Source organism: Campylobacterota bacterium (assembly GCA_020633995.1).
In the GTDB taxonomy this organism is placed as follows: Bacteria; Babelota; Babeliae; order Babelales; family RVW-14; genus JACKCO01.
Map to the genome: position 1 here is coordinate 587282 of JACKCO010000003.1, position 26078 is coordinate 613359.

Sequence of the window (26078 nt, forward strand, 5' to 3'; positions counted from 1 at the left end):
AACATGAAAAATCAAATACATCCAGAAGTACACGAAATAGATGCTCGTTGTGTATGTGGAAACTCGTTTGCAACGATTTCGACATCTTCTCGTTTGGAAATTGACATTTGTTCAGCGTGCCATCCGTTCTTTACAGGTCAGCAAAAGTTTGTTGATACTGCAGGACGTATTGAGAAGTTCCAGCGTCGCTACGCAACAAAAAAATAATTATACGTTTTGGACTTAATGGGGGTTTTCTTGTTTGTATGCTGAGCATACTGATGACAGTTGTGGCTCAGCTTATTTTCTTTTATCCACCCGAAATACTAAAAAAGTACAATGACAAAGTTATCAACATTTTCTGTTGATTGGGATCAATTGACAGCTCAGCATGAGTTGCTGTTGCAAAGGCTTGCAGATCCGGGGCTTGATGCTCGGGAACGTGTTGGGGTACAGAAAAAAGAATCAGCGCTTTCGTCGTTGCTGGAACTGTACAAGCAAATAGTCGGTCTTGAAAATGATCTGGCTGAAAATAGAAAGCACCTTGAGCATGAGCAGGGTGAGCTGTTGGAGCTTTATCAAGAGGAAGTCACACAGGCGGAACAGCAGCTTGAGCCTCTGTACAAAGAGTTGGAGGATCTGTTGTATCCAGCCGACGAGCATGATGACAATTCGGTGTTTCTCGAAATTCGTGCGGGAGCAGGGGGACAAGAGGCAGCACTATTTGCGACTGATTTGTTTAGAATGTACAGTAACTATGCATTGGCAAAGGGTTGGACTGTCAGCATTGTGGAGTCCAACGTCACAGATATTGGCGGCTATAAAGAGCTTGTTGTACACATCAAGGGCAAAAAAGTATTCAAACATATGAAATTTGAATCAGGGGTTCACCGTGTTCAGCGTGTACCCAAGACTGAAACTGCTGGCCGTGTTCATACCTCAACTGTAACGGTTGCTGTAATGCCAGAGGTGGAAGATGTTGAGGTTTCAATTTCGCCAAATGATTTACGTATTGACACCTATCGCTCAAGTGGCGCCGGTGGACAACACGTAAATACCACTGACTCGGCAATTCGCATTACCCACATACCCTCCGGGCTTGTGGTTACCTGCCAAGATGAGCGTTCTCAAACAAAAAACAAATCAAAGGCGATGAAGGTTTTGCAAGCACGCTTATATGAGTTTGAACGTGAAAAACAAGAAGCTGAAATGAGTGCAAATCGTAAGCAGCAGGTAGGCTCTGGTGATCGTTCAGAAAAAATTAGAACATATAACTATCCACAAAATCGGGTGACTGATCATCGCATTAATTTGACGCTTAAAAAGCTTGATATCATTATGGAAGGTGATCTTGATGAGATCATCGCCGGCTTGCTTGACTGGGAAATGGCTCAGCGACGGGCTAAGGGTATTGAGTTGTGATAGCTTGTGAGTGGAGGCTATGGATAAAAAGAATATAGCAGTGCTTGTCTCGGGGGGTGTTGACAGTTCTGTCGCACTTGCGTTACTTAAAAAACAGGGACATTCTCTTACTGCTTATTACCTTAAAATTTGGCTTGAAGATGAGCTTGCCTACCTTGGTGACTGCCCGTGGGAGCAGGACCTTGCCTATGTTCGGCAGGTGTGCGAACAACTTGATGTGCCATTGCGTGTTGTTAACTTGCAAGAAGAGTATTGGCAACATGTGGTACAGTACACTGTTGATCAGGTAAAAATTGGAAATACACCAAGCCCTGATTTGTTGTGTAACCAACGCATCAAGTTTGGCTGTTTTGTTGACTATGTAGGTGATGAGTTTGATGCTATTGCCACCGGTCACTACGCGCAACTTGAGGCCCATGGTGATTTGGTGACGCTCAAAAAAGCGTGTGATCCCGTTAAAGATCAAACCTATTTTCTTTCGGCCTTGAGCCAAGATCAGCTTAAACGGCTCATATTTCCCATCGGCCACTTACCTAAGGCACAGGTGCGTGAGTTGGCTAAAGAATTTAATCTGCCTAACCAAACACGTAAAGATAGCTATGGTATTTGCTTTCTTGGCAAAATTAAGTTTAGCGAATTTGTAAAACACCATCTTGGCGAGCAACAAGGTGAATTGCGTGAGTACGAGACCGACAACGTCTTGGGAATGCATAACGGTTTTTGGTTTTACACCATTGGCCAACGCAAGGGTATTGGCCTGTCTGGTGGTCCATGGTTTGTTGTCGCCAAAGATACGAAAAAAAATATTGTTTATATCTCAAATCAATATTACTCGCCTGAAAAACGACGCAATGAGTTTACTGTTGCAGCGCCATATTGGATTGCAGGGATCAAGCCAAGTGTCGATGATGCTGTGCAGGTAAAGGTTCGCCATGGCGAAAGTGTGTATGCTTGCACGCTTGACTGGAAGGCTGATGGTGGTATGGCTGTTCACCTTGAGCAGGACGACCAGGGGTTAGCTCCGGGGCAATTTGCAGTTTTTTATCAGGACAATGTTTGTCTTGGATCTGGCGTTATCTCTTCATAAAATTCCTCTTTTTTCTCGACACTTGAGCCTCTTTATTCTTTTTTTTTACACTACTGAGTAGCTGTAATCAGATTAAGGTTGTTGCTCGGGGGGAGAAGACATGGGGTGTCGATTAGCTCTTTTATTGGGCTTATGTGTTGCTGTTATATCGTGTTACGCTGCTGAACACAGTGGTGGATCTGTTGGTTTGAATGCTGCAAATTGTATTGATGCATTGAATGCTGCAATTGCTGGAAATGATATTGGGCAGGTTAGAACCATTTTGGCGATAATAGACCAGCAGGAGTTGATTGGTTGTGAGCATGCGCTTGCATGTAGAGCAATACGTGAAAAGCGTTTTTTTGATATTGAGAGATTATTCAATCGTCTCAGTGGGTTCATTAACCAAGTGCCGGTTGATAAAAATGGCCTTACGCCACTTGATTGGGCTTTGTACGTTGGCAACCCAGAAATAATTAGGCTTATTACCTACGACAAGCGTGCAGGGTACCGGCTACTGCTTCATCAAGCCTATAAATATCGTTATCTAGCGGCGGCAAAAAAACTTATTGTGCTTGGAGCAAATGCTGAACAATGTGATGGTCTTGGACGTAATGTGTTGCATGCACTTGCCTTGAGCGAGGGTGAATCATGTTGGGGTGACTTGAATTACCTGCATGATGTTTGCTTTCGATATCACAGGCTACAGAGAAAGAGATTTAGCGTTTTTGAGCATTTGATGGGATTGCCATCAATACTTGATCTTGTCGATATTGCTATGGCAGGAGGCGTACGGATTAATGTGGTCGATAGACAGGGGAAAAATCCCTTACATTTTGCTGTTTGGTCTGGCGATTTGGGCATGGTAGAAATATTGCTCAAAGAGTACGGCGCACGAGCTCGTAGCTACGATTTTTTTGGTTATTCTCCCTTGCATTATGCTGCCGCTCGTGGGCAAAACGGAATTGCTGCATTGTTGCTTGACGAGCAATGTAATGAATTTGAAAAAGACGAAGAAGGTAAGACGGCTTTGTACTGGATGTTAAAGTTTAAAAATCAAGCTGCTATTAGGCATGTTATAGCAGCGTACGGTTTGATGCGAAGGGAGTCTGATGAAGAAGTTACTGATGATGCTGTTGCTGAGTAGTGTCAGTTTAGCGTTACATGCAATGTCTCGTGAAAGGCCAAGGATTTATGATGGTCGTTTGGGCAAAACTATGCAGTTGCACAAGTTAGCAGCAGCAGGCGAGGAAGAGGTAGTTTTTCACTTGCTTGTGCAGGAAGGTGAGTGTCCAAATTATCCTGACGAGTACGGTCTATCACCCCTGCATATTGCGATACAGCACGACCAAACACTGATAGCTGCATATTTGATGCAGTATGGCGGAGATATCAACGCTCGGGATAATACGCTTAGAACTCCGTTGCATGAGGCCGTTTATTATGAACGGCATGATGTGGTAGAAGCTTTGCTGCAAATACGCTGGATTGATATTAATGCGCAAGATGGTTGGGGCCAGACGCCAATACATGAAGCTTCTGATTTAGATGATCCCACAATGTTTGGCATGCTTGTTAAAGCTGGGGCGGCGTGTAATGTTGTCGATACCAATGGCTTTACGCCTTTGCATCGGGCGGCGAATTTTGGATGTCTGGAAATAGTTACGTATTTGGTCATTTGTACAGACCTGGATATTAACCAGCAAGACAATACTGGCTGGACTCCACTGCACTGGGCTGTTATGGGTGGCGATCTTGAAATTATTGAAGTATTGCTTCGTTACGGTGCTGATCGAAGCATTACAAATCAACAGGGGCAGACACCCCGACAGTTAGCATTAGATTTTTGTTTTGATGAAGAGGCGGCGGCCTTGTTCGAGCAAATTAAGGAGCCGGATAGGATTGAAGGGCGGGAGATTACGGGAGATATTTATTCAAATGTTGCTTCTGTTGGTTTGATCAGATAACCTAGGTGGTCAATAGTGTTACATAGTCATCATATGGGAGAGTCATGAAGTATATGGTATCTTGTAGTCTTATTTTTGTATTTTTTGTGAGTGTTGCGCATGGAGCTGAGGGGGGTGGACAAGGTCAGGCTGATGCACCAAGGAAAAGAAGCGCTTCGTTAAGAGACTTAGTTTTAAAAAAAAGTCATTCAGGGGGAAGTCTTGGTGATACAGAGCAGGAACAATATGAAAGGTTATCTACAGAATCACCCACTGATGTTGATTTTAAACCGGGTGATGTTGGAGATACCGCTTTGATTATGTCTGTAAAAAAGGGAAGTAGGAGTTTGAGCGCAACAAATTTATTGCTTACTCATAATGCTAATCCTAATGTGGTCGATAATCAAAAGATGTCGGTATTGCATCATGCCTTAAGGAATAAAGATCGACAGCATTTTAACCTGTTGGTGACTAAGATGTCTTTGGGAAGTCTCAATGGTTTGGATAGCAGTGGCCTAGCTCCTTTGCACTATGCTATTTTGTGGGGTGATTTAGATGTTGTTGCAAAGTTATTAGAGAAAGGCGTAAACAAGATGCTTTTGACAGAAGCGGGACAGACTCCTTTGCAGCTTGTACAAAGCGCTGGTCATGATACTAAAACAAGTGTTATTCTTGCTGAGATGTTAAAACCTGAAAACTAGAAAAGATAGAAGGGTAAATCACGCAAATGGTAGCTGCTATTATGTTCTTTTTTTTGGACCTTGTAGCATTTATATTTTTTGAAGGCTGGTATGTGCATGCATTACTAGCCTACTTTTTTTTACAGTTGTTGGAAGGCTCAGACGAGTTTTGGTATGTTGCCCGCCTTGCTGGCATATTGCTGCTTCTTCTCGTGCAGGATAGCCTACGATTTGCCCATTTTGGTTTGAGTCTGAGCTACCTAATTCCCCTAGCACTGCTTGCTTGGTATGGTAGGCAGATAGTCTTGTACGCCCCTTGGAGCTTGATACATCTGCTTGTGCCGTGTGCTGTGCTAGCGGATAGCCTTTTCTTGCATCCTAAAAGTGTGCTTTCAAATGGCATTTTTTATTTGTCAATTCAGAAAATTTTTATTACTCTAATGGTAGGATATATGATTCTTTTGGGTACGCGGGGTAGTCGCTTTTTAGCTCATATTTGGGCCAAAAAGAGGAAAGTCTGGACTCCTTACAGATAGGATGCCTTGTTAGACAGGCTTCAGGTCGTCAAGCAAGGGGGGCGTGAGCCTATGGAAAGTGCCACAGAAAGCTATACCGCCAGAGAGGGTTACCTTTTCTGGTAAGGGTGAAAACGTGCGGTAAGAGCGCACGAACAGCAGCGGCAATGTTGCTGTTGGGAAAACCCCATTCGGAGCAAGACAAAGTAGGCAGGTTGTTACGGGTTGATCTGTTCCCAATACCTGCGGGTATGTCGCATAGATAAATGATTGCCACTTGTTGTCAAAAGCCTTAGGCTAATGGCAATAAGTACAAAATCCAGCTTACAAGTGTGCCCAAAACATATATCGAGAATATCTCATGAGTGTGTGGTTTATTAGGTTATTAAACCTTCATTTTTGGTTAATACCATTCTTTTTTTTCTTGTTCGGCTATACAGCTTCCTATTTTTACTTTCAGCGACAAGAGGTGCGTACGCCCAACGTGATAGGCAAGAATATCTATCACGCTCTACTTTTGGCCCAAAAGAGTCGCTTAGGTCTTCGCTTAGCCGCTGAACGTGAAGATAGTGTTTTGCCAGAGGGAACAGTTCTTGATCAGGTGCCACGACCATCGTTAGCCTCTCGTGTCAATCAGGACATATTTTTGACCGTATCAAAACGACCAAGCTTTGAGCAGGTGCCCGATTTTTGGGGGCAAGAATACAAGCAAATACGCTCATACACTCGGAAAAATGATGTTTCACTTAAAGTTATCCATGTTCAGAGTAAGTATCCCAATGGTACCTGTATTGCGCAATATCCCTTGCCAGGTATGTCGCTGCAGGAAAAGAAAATGGCCGTCTGTTTGTCAGTGGGCACCGCCCCAATGCACATTGTGCCGGATGTACGTGGTATGGAGATAGAACGTGTTGCAGCAAGCCTGCGCAGTTTTGGTGTGCAATTTGAAAAGGTGCATACAGAGCCTGTTGAGCAACAGCATGAGTGTCATGAGTGTGTGGTTTTAGAACAATTTCCTCTGCCTGGCTCAGTAGTTGACCGTAGCAAGGGGGCATTTATGCAGTTGCAAATCAAGAAAATAGTGTGAAAAGCTTTTGACTTTGTACAAGAATGAATTATTATTGAAGTTCTCTCTTTTTACATGTTAAAGAGGTGTATGTGGCTATTTTTAGTAACAATTTTGAGGACTTAGTACATGAGTAATCACGGGCATAATCATCACGATCAACTTTTAGAGCATCATCATGGTGTATTGGACGAAATAATCTGCCATTTCCCGTATGCAATTTTTTCAGTAGCATTCGCTATGATAGCGCTTAGCTTGCTGGCATATACAACTGATGATCAGCTTAATTCGTACATAACATTCACGCATCGATTGTTCCACAATTTTCACTTTCTACACTTGTTATTTGCAGCAACCGGAACGGTTTTAGCGTTAAGGCGATTCTCAAAAAATATAGTGTTAGATGTTCTCTTTGGCTTCTTGATTCCGGCATTTTTTTGTACAGTGTCAGATGCGATTATGCCGTACCTTGGGGGCAAGCTCATCAACCTTGACATGCATTTTCATTGGTGTTTTATCAGTGAATTACAAACGGTACTACCGTTTTTGTTTGTAGGGATTATAAATGGTATTGTGATGAGTAATCATTCCAAGAATCATCAGCTTGTTTATTCTGTTGGGTTTCATTTTGTGCATATTTTTGTCAGTTCTATGGCATCAATGTGTTACCTTGTTAGCTTTGGTTTCTATCAATGGTGGGATAGAATGGCATTTGTCTTCTTGTTTTTAATCGGTGCTGTTCTTATTCCGTGTACACTTGCAGATATCGTTGTTCCTGCCATTGTTTCTAAGGCAAAACGTTCTTTTAAGTCTTAAGCTAGGGTTTTTAAGAGGTGAGCTTGGATGAGATGTATTAGAGTTGAAAATGTATCTAAGTCCTATGATGGTGAGTTAGTTCTTGATAATCTCAGTTTGGAGATTCCAGCGGGGCAGTTTTTTGCATTGCTAGGACCTAGCGGGTGTGGTAAAACAAGTTTGCTTCGTCTCATTGCAGGCCTTGAAACCGTTGACTCGGGAAAAATTTTTTTAGGTGATGACGACATCACTCATCAGCCGATTTACAAGCGTCGTATTAATACTGTTTTTCAGCAATATGCGCTATTTCCTCACTTAACAGTTGCTGAAAATGTTGCGTATGCTCTACGAATCAAAAATGTTACAGAAAAAGAAATTAGCAATCGTGTTCGTGAAGCGCTTAAGATGGTCAGGCTAAGTGGATTTGAGCAAAAGCATCCGCGAAACCTGTCTGGAGGGCAGCAGCAACGTGTTGCGATTGCACGGGCCATTATTAGCCAACCAGACGTCCTGTTGCTTGATGAACCGCTCGCAGCGCTTGATCTTAAGCTTAAAGAGCAGATGCTGATCGAGTTGAGTGAATTGCAAGAAAAATTGCAAACAACTTTTGTTTATGTGACGCATGACCAATTTGAAGCATTGACAGTAACTGATCGTATGACGATCATGAATGTTAATGGGCGTATTGAGCAAATTGGCACGCCCAAAGAAATTTATGAATTCCCAGCATCACGCTTTGTAGCGACATTTGTGGGTAGTACGAATATCATTGAAGGTGTGTTTAGACTCGAATACAACGAGCAATTGCTCGAGGTTGAAGGCATTGGCATGTTTAAAGTTTATTTTTCTGCTCAGAAACCTTGGATGATTCCTGGATGTCGTTTATACATGAGTATTCGTCCTGAAAAAATATTGATTAGCAAAAAAGAGATTGCAGGCTTTTCAAATCACCTGAAAGGCATTGTGGTTGACCGTGTGTACCATGGTCGTTCTACTCAGTACCGTGTTAAGCTGAAAAATGGTAGTCTGCTGATTGTATTTGAACAGAATGAGGAACACTTCCCGCACGAAACAATTGACTATGATGATGAGGTAAATCTCTACTTTCAAAAAGAGAATATTGTTTTGTTGGAGCACTAATGAAATTTTTGACAAATATTTTTGTCGAGGAACCTCCATTTTTGTTTGCATGCCCTGCACTTATGTGGCAGGTACTATTTTTATATTTGCCGCTATTTGTTTTAATGCTTCATAGTTTCTCTTTTTTTGATCCAACCACGTACACTATTACTTTTACTTTTCAATTTTACCGGCAGGTTTTGAATTGGCTTTATTTTAGCATCATTGTTCGGTCATTTATTTTGGCATGCGCGACATCGGTGGTAACGCTTTTAGTAGCCTACCCTGTTGCCTATTTTCTTGCCATGAAAATTCCTAAGCGCTTTAGTCCAATTTTGCTCTTTTCGTTACTGCTACCTTCATGGATAACAATTGTAGTACAAATATACGCCTGGTTTTTCTTCCTTGGTAGGAATGGACAGCTGAGTTATTTTTTATATAAAATTGGTATCTTTTCTCAGCCGTTGCACTTGTTGAATAATTATTTTGCGGTTTTAGTTGGCATGACTTCGTTTTTTTTGCCATTTATGATTTTGCCCATCTATGCAGTGCTTGAAAAAATGGACAAGAGATTGCTAGAAGTTTCAGCTGATTTGGGGGCAAATAGAATGCAAACTTTTTGGCGCGTTATTTTTCCATTATCGCTGCCTGGGGTATATGCGGGTCTTTTTCTAGTATTTATCCCTGCATTTGGCGAATTTGTCGTTCCCGCAATGCTTGGCGGGGGAAAGTATTTGCTGTGGGGCAATGTTATTGTCGACAAATTTCTGCGTATTAGAAATTGGCGTGCAGGTTCTGCGGTTGCTGCAATGGGAATTGCTTGTATGATTTTAGCGCTGATAATTTTGTATCTCTTGCTTCGACTGATACGCTTGTTGAATAAAAAGTCATCACTAGCTCGGTAGGAGAAAAAAATGATGACTGAGCCTCAAAAAAGCTTTTTTAAGCTTTTACATCCTTTTTATGTAGCTTTTGTTTATCTGTTTTTGTATTTGCCCATTTTGATTATGGTGCTTTTTTCATTTAATGATTCGGCAGACTCTGTCCACTGGGTGGGGTTTTCACTTCGGTGGTATCGCAAGTTAATCAATACTCCTGAGATTTTGAATGCACTTAAGGCGTCACTCATCGTAGCCGGCTTTACTACGGTGATCAGCGTTGTATTGGGAACATGTCTTGTGATGGCAAGTAAATGGTGGCGATCATCGATATTGTTTAACTTTTTTTATGCAAATGTCCTGCTACCAGAGCTTATTTTGGCCATTAGTGTTTTAAGCATATTTACCTTTTTTCAAATACCTGTTGGTTATGGTAGTCTGATTACCGGCCATACGGTACTTGGGCTTGGTTTTGTTATACCTATTGTGCGCGCACGGTTTATTGAGCTTGATCCAATGCTTACCGAAGCTTCGCTTGATTTGGGTGCGACGTATCCTCAAACGGTTCGTAAAGTGGTTCTACCACTTCTTAAGCCATCTTTGATTGCTTCCGCTTTACTTGTTTTTACACTATCGATGGATGATTTTTTGATTTCATTTTTCTGTTGTGGGCCTGAGGTACAAACACTTTCTGTGTATGTGTATTCTATGATTAACATTAGTATTGATCCAACGATAAATGCTGTCTCTGCGGTGTTTCTGGCGATTAGTAGCTTGTTGGTTCTGCTTTTGTCGTCACTTAAAGTCATTGACCAGGTTATAACGTATGAATAGTGGAAATTTTTTTGTAAGTGCAATGCGTAAGTTTTTTATAGTAATGGTATATTTTGCGATACTTGCAGGATTTCTCTATTTTCCGGTACTTAAGGATTTTCTTCGTAGAGATGTTACGCTGAATGTTTATGTTTTGCCTGATCGCATATCATCACAGGCCATCAAGATTTTTGAACGGCATACGGGCGTCAAGGTTAACGTCAAATTTTTTGAATCAGATGAAGAGCTTTATGCAAAGTTTAAAATTACTGGCGGAGAGGGTTACGATGTTGTTTTGGCATCAGATTATACGGTGCACCCTTTAATCAAGGACGGTATGCTGACAAAGCTTGATCATGAAAAAATCCCTAGCATGAGAGAGCTGAATAAATTGCTTGTTGGCAAAGACTTTGATCCGCATAACACGTATTCACTTCCCCTTGGTTGGTTAGTGTATGGTGTTGTTTTCGATCGCAAACTTATTGTTGACCGAGATCTAATAGATGGTTTCGAGTTGCTTTATGCCAACCCTGCAGAGCTAGTCAAAAAAGGGATAGTGAAGAAGTCGTACAAGATTGCAATACCCGATGAGCCGCGGGAAATCTTTATGATGACGGCCCTGTCGTTGTATGGACGGGTAGATGGTTTGCGTGATAAAAATTTAAATGAAATACAGAATTTGTTAATTAAACAGCGTGCATGGGTTGAGAGTTACTCTTTATCAAATATGCCACATTTTTTATTGAGTGGTGTTGTGCCGGTAGCACTTTTCCCGACAGTCTATCTCAAACGTATATCAGGTGGCGCAACAAGCTTTGAATTTGTTGTGCCTAAGCAGGGTGGGCTTATGGTTCTTGAAAGTCTTGCGATTACTCGTACATGTAAAATTCCAGAACAAGCACATCAATTTATTGATTTTATTTTGTCGGAAGACATTGCCCGTATTCATGCTGAGACGTACAACTACTACGTTTCAAATCAAGTAGCGTATGGTTATCAGCGCGAGTTACTGGGGCCAGACCTTACTCCAGATGACCAGACCCTCGATAGGCTTTATTCCATAAGTCAGTATGTTCCGCTTGAAGTTATCGAAGATATTTGGCTAGCAGTGCGAGGCTCGTAAATTATTTAAGAAAAGTGAGGATGCATGAATCGAGTTATAACGCGCTTTGAAAAAATTAAGAGATTGTTTTTGAACAAAGAGGGGTACTTTGAAGAGGTTATACGTGAGTTTGAAAACAAAAAATCTAAGCGCTTATACCAAGAAGCATCACAACTTTTGGCCAAGGCACGAAATGAACAAGAAAGACTTAGTGAGCTTAAGCGGGTCATAGAGCGGGATGATCTTGCAGGAGTCGATGAGTTCAAGGCCTTGTTAAAATCTTTCAAGAAAAATTACAGGGACTTAGTTGCTATAACCAAGCCGTTTTGGAAAGAGCTTCTTGAAGAGTTAATTATCCCACTTGCAATCATTATCATTTTACAAATGTTTGTTTTTGGTCTGTATCATGTTCCTTCCGGTTCGGCTGAGCCAAATTTGTTGGTGGGTGACCGCATCTGGGGAAATAAGACTGCCTATTACTTTAACCCCGTGCAGCGTGGCGATTTGGTTTTGCTTGATAACCCAGAATTTGTCTATGACAAGTCAAGTAAGTTCAAGTATCTCTGGCAGCGGTATATTGGTATAGCAGTACCATTTTTAGGGATAGCAGAGGGGCCAGAGGTTCCAAACATGGTTAAACGAGTTATAGCCATCCCCGGAGACACCATTGAAGGTAGAGTTGATGAAAACAATCACCCCGTTATTTATTTGAATGGTGAAGTGCTTAAAGAACCGTATGTCAATCAGCATCCACTGATTGTACTTAAAAAAACAGCTGGCCTGATAGATCAGTCCTGGGTGCCTTTTTTTAAGGTTCCAGATTTTATTCGTAGGCAGGAAAAGCTTGTTCGTTACACGCACGATATTACTCGTCCATATGATAAGCAGCCTTACTATTGCGTTGAAGAGGATGAAATAAAAACAAAGCCTGGCAGTAATATGCCCATTTTGATTCAGCCAAATACTTCAACATCGAGTAGCGCGCTACTATGGGGAAGCGTTCAACGCATTAATCGTGATATCTTTGGACCCATTACTATTCCTGAAGGAAAATATTGGGTTATGGGAGACAGTCGCAAGAATAGCGCAGACAGCCGTTGGTTTGGCTTACTAGATAGAAGTTTGATTTATGGGCGTGCGAGTTTTGTTTTGTACTCGGTTGATAGTGAGGAATCGTTTTGGATTTTTGATTTGATCAAGCATCCGGTTGCTTTTTGGACCAAGCATGTGCGATGGAATAGATTCTTTAAGCCGTTGTGGACGTACAATAGATGGAAAGGTTCAAAGACTGAGGAATAAAAAAGCGGGGCTGGGAAAAAACCCGAGCCCCACTTTGTTGAGGTTGAGAGCTTAGATAAATCCAAGCTTTTTTATTACCTTGAGCTACGGCCTTTTCTGCTTGCTCTGGCATCGCGTGATCTACCACCGCGACCTTTGCTACGACCGCCACTACGACTGCTTCGTCCTCCACCGCGACCACGACGAGAACCGCTTCTGTCACCTCTACGGCTTTGTTTTTCCATTCGTCCGCCTCGGCGACCACCACGACCTCTGTCATGACGTCTTGGTTTATCACTTTCTTCTTCTGAGTCAGCATCTTCGCTAATCTTTTTAATGTTAGGATTTACAGAAAGAAAACCTTTGATCATCTTTTTACCAGCATGCTTATTGAATTTTTTGTAAGCATCAATAGCCATTTGTTTGTGATCTTTTGCAAACCATTCTGAATCAGGGATAGCTTCAATTTCTTCAAGCGTTGCAATGCGTACCTGGCCAGCTTCAGCAGTCTCTTTTGGAGTGTCTGACGTGATACCCGCATAGCAGAATGAGACGATATGTTGGCGAGCATCACGATGAGGATCGTCATAGACACCAATTAACTTGGTACTTTCAACAGGAACGCTAATCTCAACTTCTTCTGCCGCTTCGCGAATACCGCTTTCTACTGCAGTTTCAAAGTATTGAGTAAAGCCGCCAATTGGAGCCCATTTTTTATCTGCCTTACGTTCGATAATGATTAAGCCTTCAACCTTGCCTGTTGCTGGGTTCATGTAAAAAGTAAGCAAATCAGTCGCAGTGTAAGGACCCTCTTGGGTTGTTAGCATCCAATGAAAGGGTTCTGTAAGTTTTTCAGCAATTTCTCGGAATTGGTGATGCACTGCCAGGTAACGCATAACATCGTTAAATGAACAATCATAGCGTCCAATCGTTTTGCCTGGAAATTCATGTTCAAGTTCCTTTTGAAGATCTTCAGATAGCTGATTTTGGTCGATTGACTCTAAAAATTGTTTTACTGGACCTTTTTTGAATTCAAGTAGTAAGTTGCGAAGTTCTTGGAATTTGTCGTAGGCGTATGATGTGCCGCGTTCTGCAGCACTTGCTTTGGCAGCATCAAGCTTTTTTTGTCCCAGTTCTTCAAGCTTTGCATTGAAAGTTACTTCAGCGTGTGCAAGGCCTGAAGTACTCAGTAAAAGACCTACTAGAAACAAATATCTTTTGGAGTACATAATATCCTCTCTCGGAAATGGGTTTGACCTATGGTTAACTATCATAAATATGCCACAAGTTTATTAATAATTTCAATTATTTAATATTTTTAATCAGAGTTCGTCTTACATGTATCGTTGCCATTCTTTAAAACGACCAAAAAAACCTTGAAAAAAGCCCGATTTTACGGCATGATTGAGTGGTAAAATGTTATATTACAGGTTTTAGGGAAGGATTATAACGTGGGACAAATAGGTAAAGTCGGCAAAAAGAATGTTTCTAAATGGACTAGAACCAAGCGTTTGAGCTGCTATATTTGTGTGCTCATGTCCCTCTCTCTGCTAAGCACGGTTTTTCAAAACCTTTTCATGATGCGCTTTGGCGCATAATTTCCGATATATCTCTCGACACTTTTGTTACTCGTATTTAGTGCTATTTTTGTTTACAATGCAAGCAGCATTGTAGGCTTGTTTTCTTTCTATTTTTATAAGGAGTTTTCTTATGTCTTCGCATACAAAAATATCGTTTTGGAGCGGTGTTTTAATGACTTTGAATATTATCATCGGTGCTGGTGTGTATGTTAGCTCTCAAAAAATGGCCGAAATATCTAAAGATGCAAGCTTTTTTGGCTGGGGCGTTGTTGGGCTTTTGTTGTTACCCCTGGTATGGAGTTTCTCTTATTCGACAAAAATATTCACCGGCGAGGGGGGTGGCTTTTACCAATATTGTACTCGCGGTATTAATGAGACTGCCGGGTTTTTGGCGCATTGGTTGTATGTGCTTGGCTATATAGCTGCAGATGCTGTACTCGTAGTGGTTGTCAAGGATGAGCTTGCAAAAATTGAAGGATGCTCATTTTTTGCTGATTACGGCTTTTTGACGAGTGTAGGTCTAATTCTTGTTTTCTCGCTGCTTAATTTAATTGGTTTGCAAACGATCAGCAAGATACAGAGTTATGGTACAGTACTAAAAATAATCCCATTATTAATGGTTATTGGTTGGTTTATTTTGCACCCTAATATTGGAACCATCAATATTGCCACGCCAGACCTCATGAGTATCCGCTATACAATTCCAGTGGCTATTTTTGCATTGTTTGGAACAGAAGCTTGTTGCAGTATTACTCATTTGATGGAAGGGGGGCAAGCACAGGCATCAAAAGTTATCTTTACTGCATTTGCCCTTGTTATGATCCTATACACTTCTTTTCATCTGGGCTTGGTAAGCATGATGGGAGGTTTTGGTCTTGCAGATTATGGAACATCTCAATTCCCACAGTTTTTTGAATTCTCTGGTCCGATAACAGCTTTTTTACAAACATTTGTTGGTTTTGCGATTCTGTTTAGCATGATTAACACGTTATTTGGCATCATGCTTATGAATGTTACTAACTTGCAAACGCTTGCGGACAAAAAATTACTTCCGGGATCAGATGCATTGGTGAAAATGAATCGCCACCACAGGCCTGTAAGGCTTGTTTGGTTGCACGCTGCAGTGTTGACTGTTTTGGTTGCTTTCGTTTCTAATTTAGGAATCTTGATGGCATTGACCAGCCTTGGCCTGTGTGCTACGTACTTGCTCAATGTCGTAGCTGTTTTGAGAACGTCATGGTTGAAAAAAGCATACGTTGGATTTGTGGGCTCACTACTTGCAATGGGATCGTGCGGTGTTTTGATGTATTACAGTTGGATCAAAATTCATGATGATGTGTTTACGCGATTTGTATACGCATCTCCAGTTATGCTTGGGGTAGTGCTTGGGCTTGTTTTATATAAAGTGGCAAAAAGCCGTCATGTACATGCATAAGGTTAAAAGGACAGTATCGTGGAAAGATTAGTTCAAGTATGCCAGAAGCTTGTTGCAAAATATCGATCGAAAAAATCATTTTTTGAAGAGGTGGTTGAGCGCTTTGGAAGCAAAGGACGTACGAAAGAGTTTGAGCAGGGTCAGGCGCTGTTAGAACAGGCAAATACCGCAGTGAAGAATTTGCGTTTATGGTGTCAGGACCTAGCGGATCATCCAGAGCGGATTAGTGATGTTAAAGCAGTTCGAATTGATTTGAAAAAAACGTATAAGAAACTGGTTATTCTGACCAAGCCATGGTGGCAAGAATGGACCGAGGCAATCATTGTAGCGCTATTTCTTGCGCTTATTTTACGCAATTTTCTGTTTGGGTTGTACCATGTGCCAACAGGGTCGGCAGAACCAAATATTTTGGTAGGAGATCGAATTTGGGGCAATAAGGTTGCCTACTACTTGGACGAAGTCAAACGCGGCGAGCTGGTCATTTTTGATAACCCTGAGTTCAGATTTGATCGTTCAAATTCTTTCAACTACTACTGGCAAAAATATATAGGGTTTCCAATACCACTGCTTGGTCTTGGTGTTGGTCCAGATAACTGGGTTAAGCGTGTTATTGGTGTGCCAGGTGATACGGTTGAAGGGAAGATGGATGAAGATGGCAAAACTGTTGTGTATTTGAATGGGCAACGACTGAGTGAGCCTTATGTCAACACGCTGCCATTGATCAGGCTTAAAAAGAATCCAGGACTGATTAATCCTGCCTGGGTTGGCCCGTTGCCGTTACCGAGTTTTTTGGCCAGCACCTACAAAGAAGTGCAGTATACATATGATCCATCAAGGCCTTTTGATCAGCAACCATATTACTACGTAGAACCGTATGAAGTTGTTTATGAGTCTGGTGGCCAAAATCCAAAACTTGTTCAGCCATTTACACCGATGTATGAAAAAGTTTTAACTGCTGGCTTTAAAATACAAGAGTTTAACCGCGATGTCTTCGGCCCAATCACCATTCCTAAGGGTAAGTATTGGGTTATGGGAGATAGCCGAAAAAATAGTAGAGATAGTCGCTACTGGGGCTTGCTAGACCAAGGTTTGGTGCATGGACGAGCAAGTTTTGTGATTTACTCAATTGATAGTGAAGAGGCATTCTGGTTGTTTGATTTGATTAAGCATCCAATTGATTTTTGGGCAAAACATGTCCGTTGGAACAGATTTTTCAAAGGTTTAACACATTACAACGGAAGAAAAGATCTTCATGAAAAAGAATAAATTTTACATTACAACACCAATTTACTACGTTAACTCAAAACCGCACCTCGGTACGTTGTATTCGACATTGCTTGCAGATGTTGCAGCACGCTGGCACAAGCTAAAAACAGAAGATGTTTTTTTCTTGACCGGAACCGACGAGCACGGCCAAAAAATTCAGGAGAAAGCTGAAGAAGTGGGCATGGATCCCAAAGCTTTTTGTGATTCGATGATTCCTGGATTTGAGAAGGTATGGAAACAATATGGTATCGAATACAACAAGTTCATTAGAACGACTGACGAGTACCACGAGAAAGCCGTTGTTAACTGGATAAAACAGTTACACAAGCAGGGTGATATCTATAAATCAACGTATACAGGGCTTTACTGTGTGCCATGTGAAAACTTCATTGTTGCCTCGCACGATTCAGAACAGAATGAAGAAGGTAAGTCAGTTTGTCCAATTCACAAACGAGTGCTTGATGAAATTGCAGAAGAAAGTTACTTTTTTAGACTTTCAGCTTATCAAGACCAGTTACTTGAATTTTATGAAAAAAACCCAAACTTCATTACGCCGCAAGAGCGTATGCAAGAAGTTCTTTCGTTTGTAAAATCAGGCTTGAAAGATTTGAGCATTTCGCGAAAGAGTGTAAGTTGGGGAATTCCATTTCCTGGTGACTCTGAACACACGGTATATGTATGGGGTGACGCTCTCAATAACTATATTACCGCCATTGGGTATGGCCAAAGTGATAAAAAGAGCAAAGAAAGCTTTGAGCACTGGTGGCCTGCCGACGTACACGTAATGGCAAAAGATATTGTTAGGTTTCATGCGGTTTACTGGCCAGCATTTTTGATGGCAGCCGGTGTGCCATTACCAAAAAAACTGCTTGTACACGGTTTTATTTTGATGGGGCAGGACAAAATGTCCAAGTCTCGCGGCGGTATGGTTGACCCTGGGCAGCTTGCCGAGTGGTGTGGTGTAGAGCCTGTTCGTTACTACCTCATGCGTCAAATGCCAATTTCTCACGATGGTCAATTTACACTGAAAGAACTTGAAGAACGTATTTCTGGTGATCTTGCAAATAACTTGGGTAACTTGCTTAACAGAACGCTTGTACTTGCTCGAAACAACAAGATGAACGAAATTGTTGCTCCTGAAGTGTTTGAACCAGAAGCTGCTGCATTACGTAAAAAGTGCAAAGAGATGGTGAGTTTTTACAGCGAAGAAATGGATAAATATCATTATCATATTGCACTTGCTCAAATGTGGAAATTCATCTCTGAGGTTAATGCATTCTTTCATGCTCAGGAGCCGTGGAAATTAGCTAAAGAAAATAAAGAACTTTTTGTTGAGATTATTTCTGCAGTGTGTCACAGTTTGTATACCGTTGGATCATTGCTTTGGCCTGTTATGCCAAATAAAATGGAAGAGTTACTTGCAGCTCTAGGTCATACATTTGATATTGGTAGTAATTATGAAGCACAAGCTCGTGCCAACGAGTGGAAAATGACCTTTACCTTGCAAAAAATGGATAGTCCTCTTTTCACAAGACCTGAAATTCCCGAGCTGGCTCAGGATAAGCAAGAAGACAAAAAAACATCTAAAGAAAAAGAAGTGAAGAAGGTTGAAACGCCTGATCAGATTACCATTCACGACTTTATCAAAGTTAAGATGATTGTAGGTACTATTAAAGCTTGTGAACCTGTTAAGGGTTCAGACAAGCTTTACAAGCTTCAAGTTGACTTGGGAAAACATGGTATGCGTCAGATATTTTCTGGCATTGCAAAAGACTTTACCCCAGAACAGCTTATCGGAAAGCAGGGTACGGTCGTTGCAAACCTTGCACCGCGTAAAATGATGGGTGAAGAGTCTCAGGGTATGATGCTTTTTGCCAAAAACGAAGACGGATCGCTTCGATTACTAACCGTGGGTGAAGCAGCTTCTGACGGTTCTCTTGTTAGTTAAGTATATTGAATTTAAAGAGCCCTACATCTGTGGGGCTCTTTTTTATTGTTTTTAGATTTTGTGTTATGCAAAGATCCTTTTGGAAGTAAATCATATAACTTTTCTTTAAAAAAGGAGAGGACGTGAGGATTATTGTTGCGTTATTTTCGATGGTGCTGCTTTGGGGTAATGCTTTTGCAGCTGAACATCAACGGGAAATGTATCGTCAGGTGACTGCTCAAAAAAAACTTGTAGCGAGTAAGCAGTTTTTGGACGCACTGCACAGCTTAGGGCATGATAAGTTCGAGAATCTTATGGAGGTTGGATGTGATTCGGGCGATCTTGCTGTATATGCTATGCAAAAGTTTGGGGCATCAAGTATTAGAGCATTGGATAAGTCAAAAGAAAATATTGAAGAAGCGAGAAAGAAATGTGGCAATCTAGAGGGTTATACCTTTCTTTCAAACTCAACTGAGCATGACGTTTCTGCTGCAACTGTTGATTTGGTATATTCATTTGGCGCATGGCATTGGTTTGCTGATCATAGGCAGGCATTGGAGGTAGTTGCAAAGGCTCTCAAGCCTGGCGGCGTGTTTTATATGAATGCTTCATGTTATTTGGGTGATGATCATCCACTTGTGCAGTCTTTTAATGAGGTCATGCAAATGGAGTGTTGGCAACATCTTTTTAGCGGCAAAAAGGCAAGAGATTTGTATAACCCAGTCAGACAAGATGAGTTTGTAAACTTGTTAGATGAATTAGGCTTTAAAGTTGAAAGTACTCAAGAAAGTGTTATGTCAGTTCCTTTTCCCTCTGTTGATGCTTTCAAATCGTTTTTGAGTGTTATTCTTGAAAAAATAGAATTACTGACTTTGATTCCGTTAAGCGATAAGATTTCTTTGCTTGATGATATTTGCAATCGCTTGGCAACGAAGATCAAGAGTGATGCGAATGGTCAAATACTTTATGAGATTCCATCGTTAATTGTTTTAGCGGTAAAGAAGTAGTCTAGTTCTTATGAGGAGAAAGTATGAAGTTCTTTAGTGGACTATTACTGAGTTTAGTAGTATTTGCGAGCGTTTGTGGTGCTGACCCGGAGTATCACTATAAAAATTCTGACCATCAAAAAAAAAGTGCACAGGATGCTTTGCAAAAACTGGGTGACTTAAGTCAGTATAAAAATATTCTTGAAGTTGAGTGTCGTTCAGGTAAGACCGTCACATGGATTGCACATCAAGCACCAGAAAGTTTTGTTGTAGGTATTGACCGATCGAAGGAATATATCGATTTTTGTCAAGCAATGCATTGTGCCAAAAATCTTGCCTTTGTTCATGCAGCTATTGAAAAATCTTGCGAAGTGAGTGCTGCAGAGCAATTTGACTTAGTGTTTTGTCATGCCTCACTCCAATATTTTCCAGATCATAAAGCAGCATTACAAGGAATGGCTCGAAACCTTAAGCCTGGTGGATTATTGCAGATTAAAGGGGCATGCTACTATGGCGATGAGCATCCCTTGGTCAAAGCATTTAATGTTGTTAAGCAATCTGCTGAGTGGAAGGGTGTGCTTGCTGAGTTTGAGCCTTCTAAGCTTGCTAACTATATTAATCCTGAAAGGCTTAATATACTCTTGGTAGAAGCTGATTGTGAAGTTAATGAGTGTGAACAATACGTTCAAGAAGTTCCTTTTGATTCGCTCAATGATTTTGCGGCTTGGTTTAAAGGGTTTGTTGGGCAGGCTGAGTCGTTTTCAAAGTTGCCAGGAGCGATGAGAGATGCTTTGTTGGCTGCAATTTTTATTGCATACGATGAGCAGCTCAAGGCTCTTGGGATTAAAAAAGGTGATGGATCATTTGTTTACACGGTTCCAGCCGTTCGGATTACCGCAACAAAGAAGTAATAAGCGGTAAGTTAGTATTTGTGTTCAGGTGGCCCTATGTTATGTGACATGGGGCCATTTTTTATGGAGTTGCTATGAAAAAAATAGCTGTTATCTTTTTGCCGTTGGTCTTTTTGTTGTTACCTCACAATTCTGTTCGAGGGCAAGAATGGTGTGGTGATATGTATCATCCTAACTCATTACGTCAGCATGCTCGGTCACTTAAAATTCTCGAGGGTGTTGATTTGTCCAGGTTTAAAAGAGTACTTGATGTTGGCTGTGGAACTGGTAGGACGATTGCCCATATTGCCCAATGCATTGGGCAGGGCTCAGCGCTAGGGGTTGATTTATGCTCGTCAATGATTGAGTTTGCCCGTCAAGAACATGCAAGTATTAAAAATCTTATATTTGAAGTATGTAGTGCAGAAGAGCTTTCTTTTGATAGTGAGTTTGACTTGGTCGTTTCGTTTGCGGTATTTCATTGGATCCAAGATCAACAGAAAGCATTACATGCAGTGTATAAAAGTCTTATGCCTGGAGGAGATCTAGTAGTACGTACATCGGGAATGGTTGACCCTGCTCACCCTATACGAAAAGCTTTTTGCGAAGTTGCACGGTCTGAAAAATGGAAAAAGCAATTTCCTGATGCGAATATTTTTGGGGCTTATTTTCCTCGTGAAAAAAGTGAGTTTGAAATAATGCTTCAGGTGGCGGGGTTTAGTGTCATAGATGTTGAACAAACCTTGGAGCAAAGAGTATTTGAGTCTGCTCAAGAGTTTAAAGAGTGGATTAGTGGTTGGGCTGGAGGATTTCCCGTTGTTGCATTACTTTCTGCTAAAGATTTAGACAGGTATTTGACTGATGTCGTACAGCGTTTTGAAGATCTTACAAAAAGAGAAGATGGTAAGCTTGAATACTTTATGCCATTGATTATTGCTAAAGCTAAAAAATAGCGAGAGGAACTATGCTCCTCTCGCTATTTGCTGTAAAATTTATTGAGCTGTATTTTTATTGTTTTTACTCATGCCGAAACAACAGTCAATGCAACTTGTTAGTGGCTGTATCATGACAAACATGAGAATTGATGCTGCAAGTCTAATAATAGTAGAATACAGTTTTGGTGTTGCAAGGTTAAGCATACCTACAACAAAGCAGGGAGCAGTCATGATGAGTAATGGGACTGTCGCCCATACAAGGCGTTTTACAATGCAGAGTGGGCTGCATCTTGTTGTGAATGTAAGATAGACACAATAGAGTAAGTAACATACTGCCATGATCATCAACAAAAGCATACCAAACCAAACAACCATGCCAAGCAGGCCGAGTGTTTTGTCAATGATAGCATTGAACATGGTTACTTGAGCGGCTCCCTCTACTGCTTGTGCAGCAACTCCACCAACCACGCCTCCACCAATTTGATCAAAAAATGTTGTTGGGCTTGGAATAGCGTCAGAGCTTAATATTCCTTCAAATGGTAGATCATAACCTGGCATTTTGACATCGCGTAGCATAAGCATGCCAAAGGCAATAAGATGTACTATGATGCTGATGGTTAGAAATGCTTTGTAAAATCGACAGTGTACACTATTCATAAGCATAGCTCCTTATTTTATAACGATTTGATTAAGGGTGGTTTTTTTTACACATCATAATCGAGCCATAGCAGCAGTCTACATAACTTGTAAGGCTGTCAAGCCAGATGAGCAGAGCTCCTGAGATAATGAGTTTGAAAATACTCGCGTACAACTTTGGATATGGAATAGGTAGTATTGTTAGTACGTATCGAGGTGCTAGGAGAAGCAATAGTGGGATACACGCTAAAAGTAGGCGTTTTCCCGCGCATATTAAACTCCCGCTTGTTGTCAACATTTGGTAAAGGCAGCAAACTAGATAGCATCCTGCAGCAAATGTAAGTAAAAGCATACCGAACCAAACAATTATACTGAGTATGTTGATACCTTGCGTGAAGAGTCTACTAGTGGCTGTGGGCTCAACATCTTCTTGTGTTACCTGGTCCTCACTGTCTACGCTGGTAAAACTTGTTATATTTTTTAGTGCTTCATGAGTCAATAGCGAGGTGAAAGGGAGTTCAAAATCAGGCATTCTAACATCGCGCAGTGCGAGTATGGCTGAAGCTGCAAGATGCACAGTAAGACTCACTATCAAAAATGGTTTATAAAACTTTGCATGTATACTGAGCATACGTTTCCTTTCTTATGAAAAAAGCTATCTTCCTAAGATAAGAACGTAAAGAAGAGTTTAACCGTCTGTCAAGATTCTACCATTCAGCCGAGTGTCTGCTCAATAAACAGACTGATTTTTTTTAGCTCAAAAAGAAGGATTATATATACACCAAGCGCAAGAAAGGGGAGAAAGTTTGCCAAAAGTAAAAGCATTGCGGGTAATAGCGCGAGTGTAAGGGCGATTAAAATATTATTGATGTGTTTCTGTTGATAGTTGAGAAAAACATTATACAGGAAGTAGATGCAGTAGATGGTTGCTGCGGCCTTTAGTAAAATAGCAGCATAGATGACAAGTGTTGCAAAAATAACACCTGAAATGCCGGGAAAAACCTGTAGAGGAAATACATAGTTGAGCGCTTGAGCTTCCCAAAGTGCGTTATTATCAAACGTCATGGTTTGGATTGATGCCATCTGGTATAAAGAAAGCAATGAAAAAAGTGTAAATAGCATTGTTGGAATCAGGTAAAGCGTGATTAACGTGATTAAAAATACCTGATAAAAACGATAATGAAAACTCTCCATATTTCCTCCTTTTAGCGGATGGGACTATAGTTTTGTTTGAGCAGTTCTTGGATGGGGAAAAAAAGTGGTTGTGGAAAATCATCAGGTTTCCATGCAACCCAACGCCACTCTTCACATTTGTCGGGTTCCATAATTTTTTCGGTTCCGGAAATATAATCGGCAGTAACGTAGAGTGTTATTGAGTGTCTGTTTTCGTCTGGGAAGATATTATTGGTATATGTTCCCAGACGGATGTTTTTGATTTCTAGACCCGTTTCTTCTTTTACTTCTCGACGAGCACAGTCTTCAATTGTTTCACGATTTTCTAAATGACCGCCAGGGGGAGACCATGTTTCATGACCATGAGAATTCAGGCGCTTGCCAAGCAGTACCTTGCCGTCTTTTACGATAAATACGGCAACGCCAACGGCGATATTTTGGTTATGGTGAGTCATGACTACGATCTTTGCTTTGAGGATTTATTGTTTTTGTATGCTACTTTGGCAAAGCTTAGTCTGAAAGTAGTTATGTGGTCAAGAAAAGAGAAGTGGTTGATTGCAAAAAAAATTAGCTTTGTTCATCTTCTGAGTCATGTCTTTGATAAAAATAAGCCTTTGAATGAACAGAGCATTGAAAATTGAGGAACTCTCATATTTTCCCAAAGCATCTTTGTGTCTTTCAAAAATAGAAGAAAGTATAAATTTTATTGAGGGCGTCAATTGAAAATCTCTTTCATAAGCTAGGGACTTGAGCAATGTTTGTTGTTCTTGGTCTGTGAGTTTATTTGTGAGGAGTTCGATGGTGTCAAGATCTATGTTTTCTTGCTTCATGGCGAAAACAACTGGGCTATCAGTATACGTGGTAAACAAGCCTTGAGTTTCTAATGAAAGAAAACTTTTATGGCAGCAGTTATTAAGCATTTGCTTAAGAGTTTGGCCTTGCTTGTTTTTGCGTTTTTCGTGGTCGTAGAGTGGCGTGATATTACTTTTTTTTATTGTTTCAGCATTATTTTGTTTTATTGCTTGGTAAAGTTCCTTGACTTGCTGAAGAAATGGCGCCAAATAGAGAGCTGGATTACAGCCGCTTTGTAGCGCTTGTTTTACTAGTTGGTGTTCATACCAATCGCCTTTTCTATTGGGTGTTGTGTGAATTAAATCTTCGTTTATAACAACGTTTGAACTTGGTTGTGGCTCTGTTGTATCAAGTTGGTTAAAGGTGACAGTACGAGATTTTTTTAAAGGGGACGATTGTTTGATCGGTGATAGAGGAGCTCTTTTTCTTTTTTCTCCATTCTTACAAGGATTCGTTGGATCTTTGAGTTGGTTCTCCTTGTTATTGGCTGTACCCTTTGTTTTGATTGGGCTTATTGAAAGTAGGGGTAGATACATTGAGCCCACATTCGTGTCAACTTTCTCATATCCAGGTGGGGTTCCTAGTTCGATTGAGCAGCCTGTCAAAACTGTTGTGCCATCGAGCGTGTCAGACTCATTTGCTATGGTGCTCTGATCTGAGGCATCTGCAAGTAGCGTTGCTTTGTCGAGAAATGATGAGTCATTAACCTCTGTTGTTTGTTCAAGAAAAGATAGCTCATTTTGGCTGCTCGTATTCAACACAGTTGTTTGATCAAGATACGAAGATTCTCCTCGTTCTGCACAAAAAAGTTGCATTGAATATCCGAAAGTGATTATGAAGACAAATTTTATATAAAGTTTCATAGATTCCTGTTATTTATTTTTTAAATGCTTGCCTGCTTATATTTTAATTATCTCTATTTTAGTAAAAAATTGGATTGCGATTATAACGATAATTGGCATGAGTGCAAGAAATGTTTTAAAAAGACAATTTTTGCATTGTTCTGAGTAGGAAAGCGCTTTAAAATGAGTGGTGTTGGATAGAAAGTTTGAAGAGAAAAGAAAGGTATGTAATGAAAAAGTCTGTGTTCATCGGTGTAATTTTGTTGACTTTAGGATTAGGTTTGAGTGTAGTTGAAGCTGCAAAAGAAATAGAAATTAAATTTCAGCTTTCCAAGAAAGATGAAGCATTGTTTGTTGTATGGCTGGAGTGTAACAACGAGTTGTATGAACAGCAAAAGCAGATTGAAAATTATTTAAACAATCCAGATGAATCGTTCTTTGAAGAGAGTAAATACGGGTATATTGATGCATTGACTGCACTGCGTGTACGAGAAACTGATTCTGGCTCATGGTTGTGTATGAAAAAGGGCAATGTTGATCCAGTTACAGGACACACTCTTTCAAAAGATGAGCATGAAACATTGATTGAAGATCCCCAAGAAACGATTTTGATTTTTGAAAAGCTTGGCTATACCGAAAAAATTCTTGTCAAAAAAGATCGCCAAATCTACAAATACAGTGACTTTGAGGTGATAATTGACGATGTTGAGGGATTAGGCAGGTTTTTTGAGGTTGAGCTTAAGAATGGCTGTCAAGATGCGGCTGAGGGGCTTGCCAAAATTAAATTATTTCTTAAGTCTGTAGGGCTCAAGTCAATTAAGCAGTTTGAGCGTAGTTACATACATATGTTTAAAAACCCAGGCTACGACTTTAGTCACGAAGTTATTTTGTAGGACT

Annotated in this window: 26 protein-coding genes and 1 other RNA gene; 21 read left to right on the forward strand and 6 right to left on the reverse strand. The window is 40.8% G+C overall.

Annotation, left to right across the window (positions count from 1 at the left end; all coding sequences use genetic code 11):
• The first annotated feature begins 3 nt into the window (after positions 1-3).
• The 14 genes from rpmE (at position 4) to lepB (H6679_02430) (ending at position 12680) form a co-directional block, all read left to right on the forward strand.
• A complete protein-coding gene (rpmE, locus tag H6679_02365; GenBank protein ID MCB9493097.1) occupies positions 4-207 on the forward strand; it encodes a 50S ribosomal protein L31 in 204 nt (67 codons plus the stop codon).
• 111 nt (positions 208-318) lie between these two features.
• Positions 319-1401, forward strand: a complete 1083-nt coding sequence (gene prfA, locus H6679_02370) for a peptide chain release factor 1 (GenBank protein MCB9493098.1) — start codon at positions 319-321, stop codon at positions 1399-1401.
• 19 nt (positions 1402-1420) lie between these two features.
• Positions 1421-2488 (forward strand): tRNA 2-thiouridine(34) synthase MnmA, encoded by a 1068-nt coding sequence (gene mnmA, locus H6679_02375; protein MCB9493099.1) that lies wholly within the window; start codon positions 1421-1423, stop codon positions 2486-2488.
• Positions 2489-2588: 100 nt separating this feature from the next.
• The gene (locus tag H6679_02380; GenBank protein MCB9493100.1) at positions 2589-3614 is read left to right on the forward strand and encodes an ankyrin repeat domain-containing protein; all 1026 of its coding nucleotides are present in this window, start codon (positions 2589-2591) and stop codon (positions 3612-3614) included.
• Positions 3580-4434, forward strand: coding sequence for an ankyrin repeat domain-containing protein (locus H6679_02385; protein MCB9493101.1), 855 nt, complete (start codon positions 3580-3582; stop codon positions 4432-4434). Before H6679_02380 ends, H6679_02385 begins: the two co-directional genes overlap by 35 nt.
• A 44-nt stretch (positions 4435-4478) precedes the next feature.
• Entirely contained in the window at positions 4479-5114 is a 636-nt protein-coding gene (locus H6679_02390) for an ankyrin repeat domain-containing protein (protein MCB9493102.1), read from the forward strand.
• Between the two features lie 441 nt (positions 5115-5555).
• An RNA gene (gene rnpB / locus H6679_02395) (RNase P RNA component class A) lies at positions 5556-5951 on the forward strand.
• Between the two features lie 126 nt (positions 5952-6077).
• Entirely contained in the window at positions 6078-6695 is a 618-nt protein-coding gene (locus H6679_02400) for a PASTA domain-containing protein (protein ID MCB9493103.1), read from the forward strand.
• A gap of 108 nt (positions 6696-6803) precedes the next feature.
• On the forward strand, positions 6804-7490 hold the full coding sequence (locus H6679_02405; GenBank protein ID MCB9493104.1) for a hypothetical protein: 687 nt from the start codon (positions 6804-6806) through the stop codon (positions 7488-7490).
• Positions 7491-7517: 27 nt separating this feature from the next.
• On the forward strand, positions 7518-8609 hold the full coding sequence (locus H6679_02410; protein ID MCB9493105.1) for an ABC transporter ATP-binding protein: 1092 nt from the start codon (positions 7518-7520) through the stop codon (positions 8607-8609).
• Complete coding sequence (locus tag H6679_02415) at positions 8609-9493, forward strand: ABC transporter permease (GenBank protein ID MCB9493106.1); 885 nt, start codon at positions 8609-8611, stop codon at positions 9491-9493. The genes H6679_02410 and H6679_02415 overlap by 1 nt, the downstream gene beginning before the upstream one ends.
• Before the next feature lie 102 nt (positions 9494-9595).
• Positions 9596-10300, forward strand: coding sequence for an ABC transporter permease (locus tag H6679_02420; GenBank protein ID MCB9493107.1), 705 nt, complete (start codon positions 9596-9598; stop codon positions 10298-10300).
• Positions 10293-11402 carry an extracellular solute-binding protein gene (locus H6679_02425; GenBank protein MCB9493108.1) on the forward strand — a complete coding sequence of 370 codons (1110 nt, stop codon included), beginning with the start codon at positions 10293-10295 and terminating at the stop codon, positions 11400-11402. Before H6679_02420 ends, H6679_02425 begins: the two co-directional genes overlap by 8 nt.
• Before the next feature lie 24 nt (positions 11403-11426).
• Positions 11427-12680 carry a signal peptidase I gene (lepB, locus tag H6679_02430; protein ID MCB9493109.1) on the forward strand — a complete coding sequence of 418 codons (1254 nt, stop codon included), beginning with the start codon at positions 11427-11429 and terminating at the stop codon, positions 12678-12680.
• 74 nt (positions 12681-12754) lie between these two features.
• On the opposite strand, the gene H6679_02435 is transcribed toward lepB (H6679_02430), so the two are convergent.
• Positions 12755-13888 (reverse strand): NUDIX hydrolase, encoded by a 1134-nt coding sequence (locus tag H6679_02435; protein ID MCB9493110.1) that lies wholly within the window; start codon positions 13886-13888, stop codon positions 12755-12757.
• A 481-nt stretch (positions 13889-14369) separates the two neighbouring features.
• Between H6679_02435 and H6679_02440 the strand changes: the two genes are divergently transcribed.
• The 6 genes from H6679_02440 to H6679_02465 all read left to right on the forward strand — a co-directional run bounded on the left by H6679_02440 (position 14370) and on the right by H6679_02465 (position 21696).
• On the forward strand, positions 14370-15674 hold the full coding sequence (locus tag H6679_02440; GenBank protein MCB9493111.1) for an APC family permease: 1305 nt from the start codon (positions 14370-14372) through the stop codon (positions 15672-15674).
• 18 nt (positions 15675-15692) lie between these two features.
• Positions 15693-16940, forward strand: a complete 1248-nt coding sequence (gene lepB / locus H6679_02445; GenBank protein ID MCB9493112.1) for a signal peptidase I — start codon at positions 15693-15695, stop codon at positions 16938-16940.
• Positions 16927-18888 carry a methionine--tRNA ligase gene (metG, locus tag H6679_02450; GenBank protein MCB9493113.1) on the forward strand — a complete coding sequence of 654 codons (1962 nt, stop codon included), beginning with the start codon at positions 16927-16929 and terminating at the stop codon, positions 18886-18888. Before lepB (H6679_02445) ends, metG begins: the two co-directional genes overlap by 14 nt.
• A gap of 122 nt (positions 18889-19010) precedes the next feature.
• Positions 19011-19874 (forward strand): methyltransferase domain-containing protein, encoded by an 864-nt coding sequence (locus tag H6679_02455; protein ID MCB9493114.1) that lies wholly within the window; start codon positions 19011-19013, stop codon positions 19872-19874.
• Between the two features lie 23 nt (positions 19875-19897).
• A complete protein-coding gene (locus tag H6679_02460) occupies positions 19898-20764 on the forward strand; it encodes a methyltransferase domain-containing protein (protein MCB9493115.1) in 867 nt (288 codons plus the stop codon).
• A gap of 74 nt (positions 20765-20838) precedes the next feature.
• Positions 20839-21696 (forward strand): methyltransferase domain-containing protein, encoded by an 858-nt coding sequence (locus H6679_02465; protein MCB9493116.1) that lies wholly within the window; start codon positions 20839-20841, stop codon positions 21694-21696.
• 39 nt (positions 21697-21735) lie between these two features.
• Here H6679_02465 and H6679_02470 read toward each other — a convergent pair whose 3' ends face one another.
• From H6679_02470 to H6679_02490, 5 genes are all read right to left on the reverse strand, one after another.
• Positions 21736-22335 carry a hypothetical protein gene (locus H6679_02470; GenBank protein MCB9493117.1) on the reverse strand — a complete coding sequence of 200 codons (600 nt, stop codon included), beginning with the start codon at positions 22333-22335 and terminating at the stop codon, positions 21736-21738.
• A gap of 31 nt (positions 22336-22366) precedes the next feature.
• Positions 22367-22945, reverse strand: coding sequence for a hypothetical protein (locus H6679_02475; GenBank protein MCB9493118.1), 579 nt, complete (start codon positions 22943-22945; stop codon positions 22367-22369).
• Between the two features lie 83 nt (positions 22946-23028).
• Positions 23029-23508: a hypothetical protein gene (locus tag H6679_02480; protein MCB9493119.1), complete on the reverse strand. Its 480-nt coding sequence runs from the start codon at positions 23506-23508 to the stop codon at positions 23029-23031.
• An 11-nt stretch (positions 23509-23519) separates the two neighbouring features.
• The gene (locus H6679_02485; protein ID MCB9493120.1) at positions 23520-23942 is read right to left on the reverse strand and encodes an NUDIX domain-containing protein; all 423 of its coding nucleotides are present in this window, start codon (positions 23940-23942) and stop codon (positions 23520-23522) included.
• Between the two features lie 78 nt (positions 23943-24020).
• Positions 24021-25202 carry a hypothetical protein gene (locus H6679_02490; protein ID MCB9493121.1) on the reverse strand — a complete coding sequence of 394 codons (1182 nt, stop codon included), beginning with the start codon at positions 25200-25202 and terminating at the stop codon, positions 24021-24023.
• A 209-nt stretch (positions 25203-25411) separates the two neighbouring features.
• Between H6679_02490 and cyaB the strand changes: the two genes are divergently transcribed.
• Entirely contained in the window at positions 25412-26074 is a 663-nt protein-coding gene (cyaB, locus tag H6679_02495) for a class IV adenylate cyclase (GenBank protein ID MCB9493122.1), read from the forward strand.
• Positions 26075-26078 lie beyond the last annotated feature (4 nt).

Coding starts and splice junctions, on each gene's coding strand:
- rpmE (MCB9493097.1), top strand. CDS start 4: ATGAAAAATCAAATACATCCAGAAGTACACGAAATAGATGCTCGTTGT.
- prfA (MCB9493098.1), top strand. CDS start 319: ATGACAAAGTTATCAACATTTTCTGTTGATTGGGATCAATTGACAGCT.
- mnmA (MCB9493099.1), top strand. CDS start 1,421: ATGGATAAAAAGAATATAGCAGTGCTTGTCTCGGGGGGTGTTGACAGT.
- H6679_02380 (MCB9493100.1), top strand. CDS start 2,589: ATGGGGTGTCGATTAGCTCTTTTATTGGGCTTATGTGTTGCTGTTATA.
- H6679_02385 (MCB9493101.1), top strand. CDS start 3,580: ATGAAGAAGTTACTGATGATGCTGTTGCTGAGTAGTGTCAGTTTAGCG.
- H6679_02390 (MCB9493102.1), top strand. CDS start 4,479: ATGAAGTATATGGTATCTTGTAGTCTTATTTTTGTATTTTTTGTGAGT.
- H6679_02405 (MCB9493104.1), top strand. CDS start 6,804: ATGAGTAATCACGGGCATAATCATCACGATCAACTTTTAGAGCATCAT.
- H6679_02410 (MCB9493105.1), top strand. CDS start 7,518: ATGAGATGTATTAGAGTTGAAAATGTATCTAAGTCCTATGATGGTGAG.
- H6679_02415 (MCB9493106.1), top strand. CDS start 8,609: ATGAAATTTTTGACAAATATTTTTGTCGAGGAACCTCCATTTTTGTTT.
- H6679_02420 (MCB9493107.1), top strand. CDS start 9,596: ATGGTGCTTTTTTCATTTAATGATTCGGCAGACTCTGTCCACTGGGTG.
- H6679_02425 (MCB9493108.1), top strand. CDS start 10,293: ATGAATAGTGGAAATTTTTTTGTAAGTGCAATGCGTAAGTTTTTTATA.
- lepB (MCB9493109.1), top strand. CDS start 11,427: ATGAATCGAGTTATAACGCGCTTTGAAAAAATTAAGAGATTGTTTTTG.
- H6679_02435 (MCB9493110.1), bottom strand. CDS start 13,888: ATGTACTCCAAAAGATATTTGTTTCTAGTAGGTCTTTTACTGAGTACT.
- H6679_02440 (MCB9493111.1), top strand. CDS start 14,370: ATGTCTTCGCATACAAAAATATCGTTTTGGAGCGGTGTTTTAATGACT.
- metG (MCB9493113.1), top strand. CDS start 16,927: ATGAAAAAGAATAAATTTTACATTACAACACCAATTTACTACGTTAAC.
- H6679_02460 (MCB9493115.1), top strand. CDS start 19,898: ATGAAGTTCTTTAGTGGACTATTACTGAGTTTAGTAGTATTTGCGAGC.
- H6679_02465 (MCB9493116.1), top strand. CDS start 20,839: ATGAAAAAAATAGCTGTTATCTTTTTGCCGTTGGTCTTTTTGTTGTTA.
- H6679_02470 (MCB9493117.1), bottom strand. CDS start 22,335: ATGAATAGTGTACACTGTCGATTTTACAAAGCATTTCTAACCATCAGC.
- H6679_02475 (MCB9493118.1), bottom strand. CDS start 22,945: ATGCTCAGTATACATGCAAAGTTTTATAAACCATTTTTGATAGTGAGT.
- H6679_02480 (MCB9493119.1), bottom strand. CDS start 23,508: ATGGAGAGTTTTCATTATCGTTTTTATCAGGTATTTTTAATCACGTTA.
- H6679_02485 (MCB9493120.1), bottom strand. CDS start 23,942: ATGACTCACCATAACCAAAATATCGCCGTTGGCGTTGCCGTATTTATC.
- H6679_02490 (MCB9493121.1), bottom strand. CDS start 25,202: ATGAAACTTTATATAAAATTTGTCTTCATAATCACTTTCGGATATTCA.
- cyaB (MCB9493122.1), top strand. CDS start 25,412: ATGAAAAAGTCTGTGTTCATCGGTGTAATTTTGTTGACTTTAGGATTA.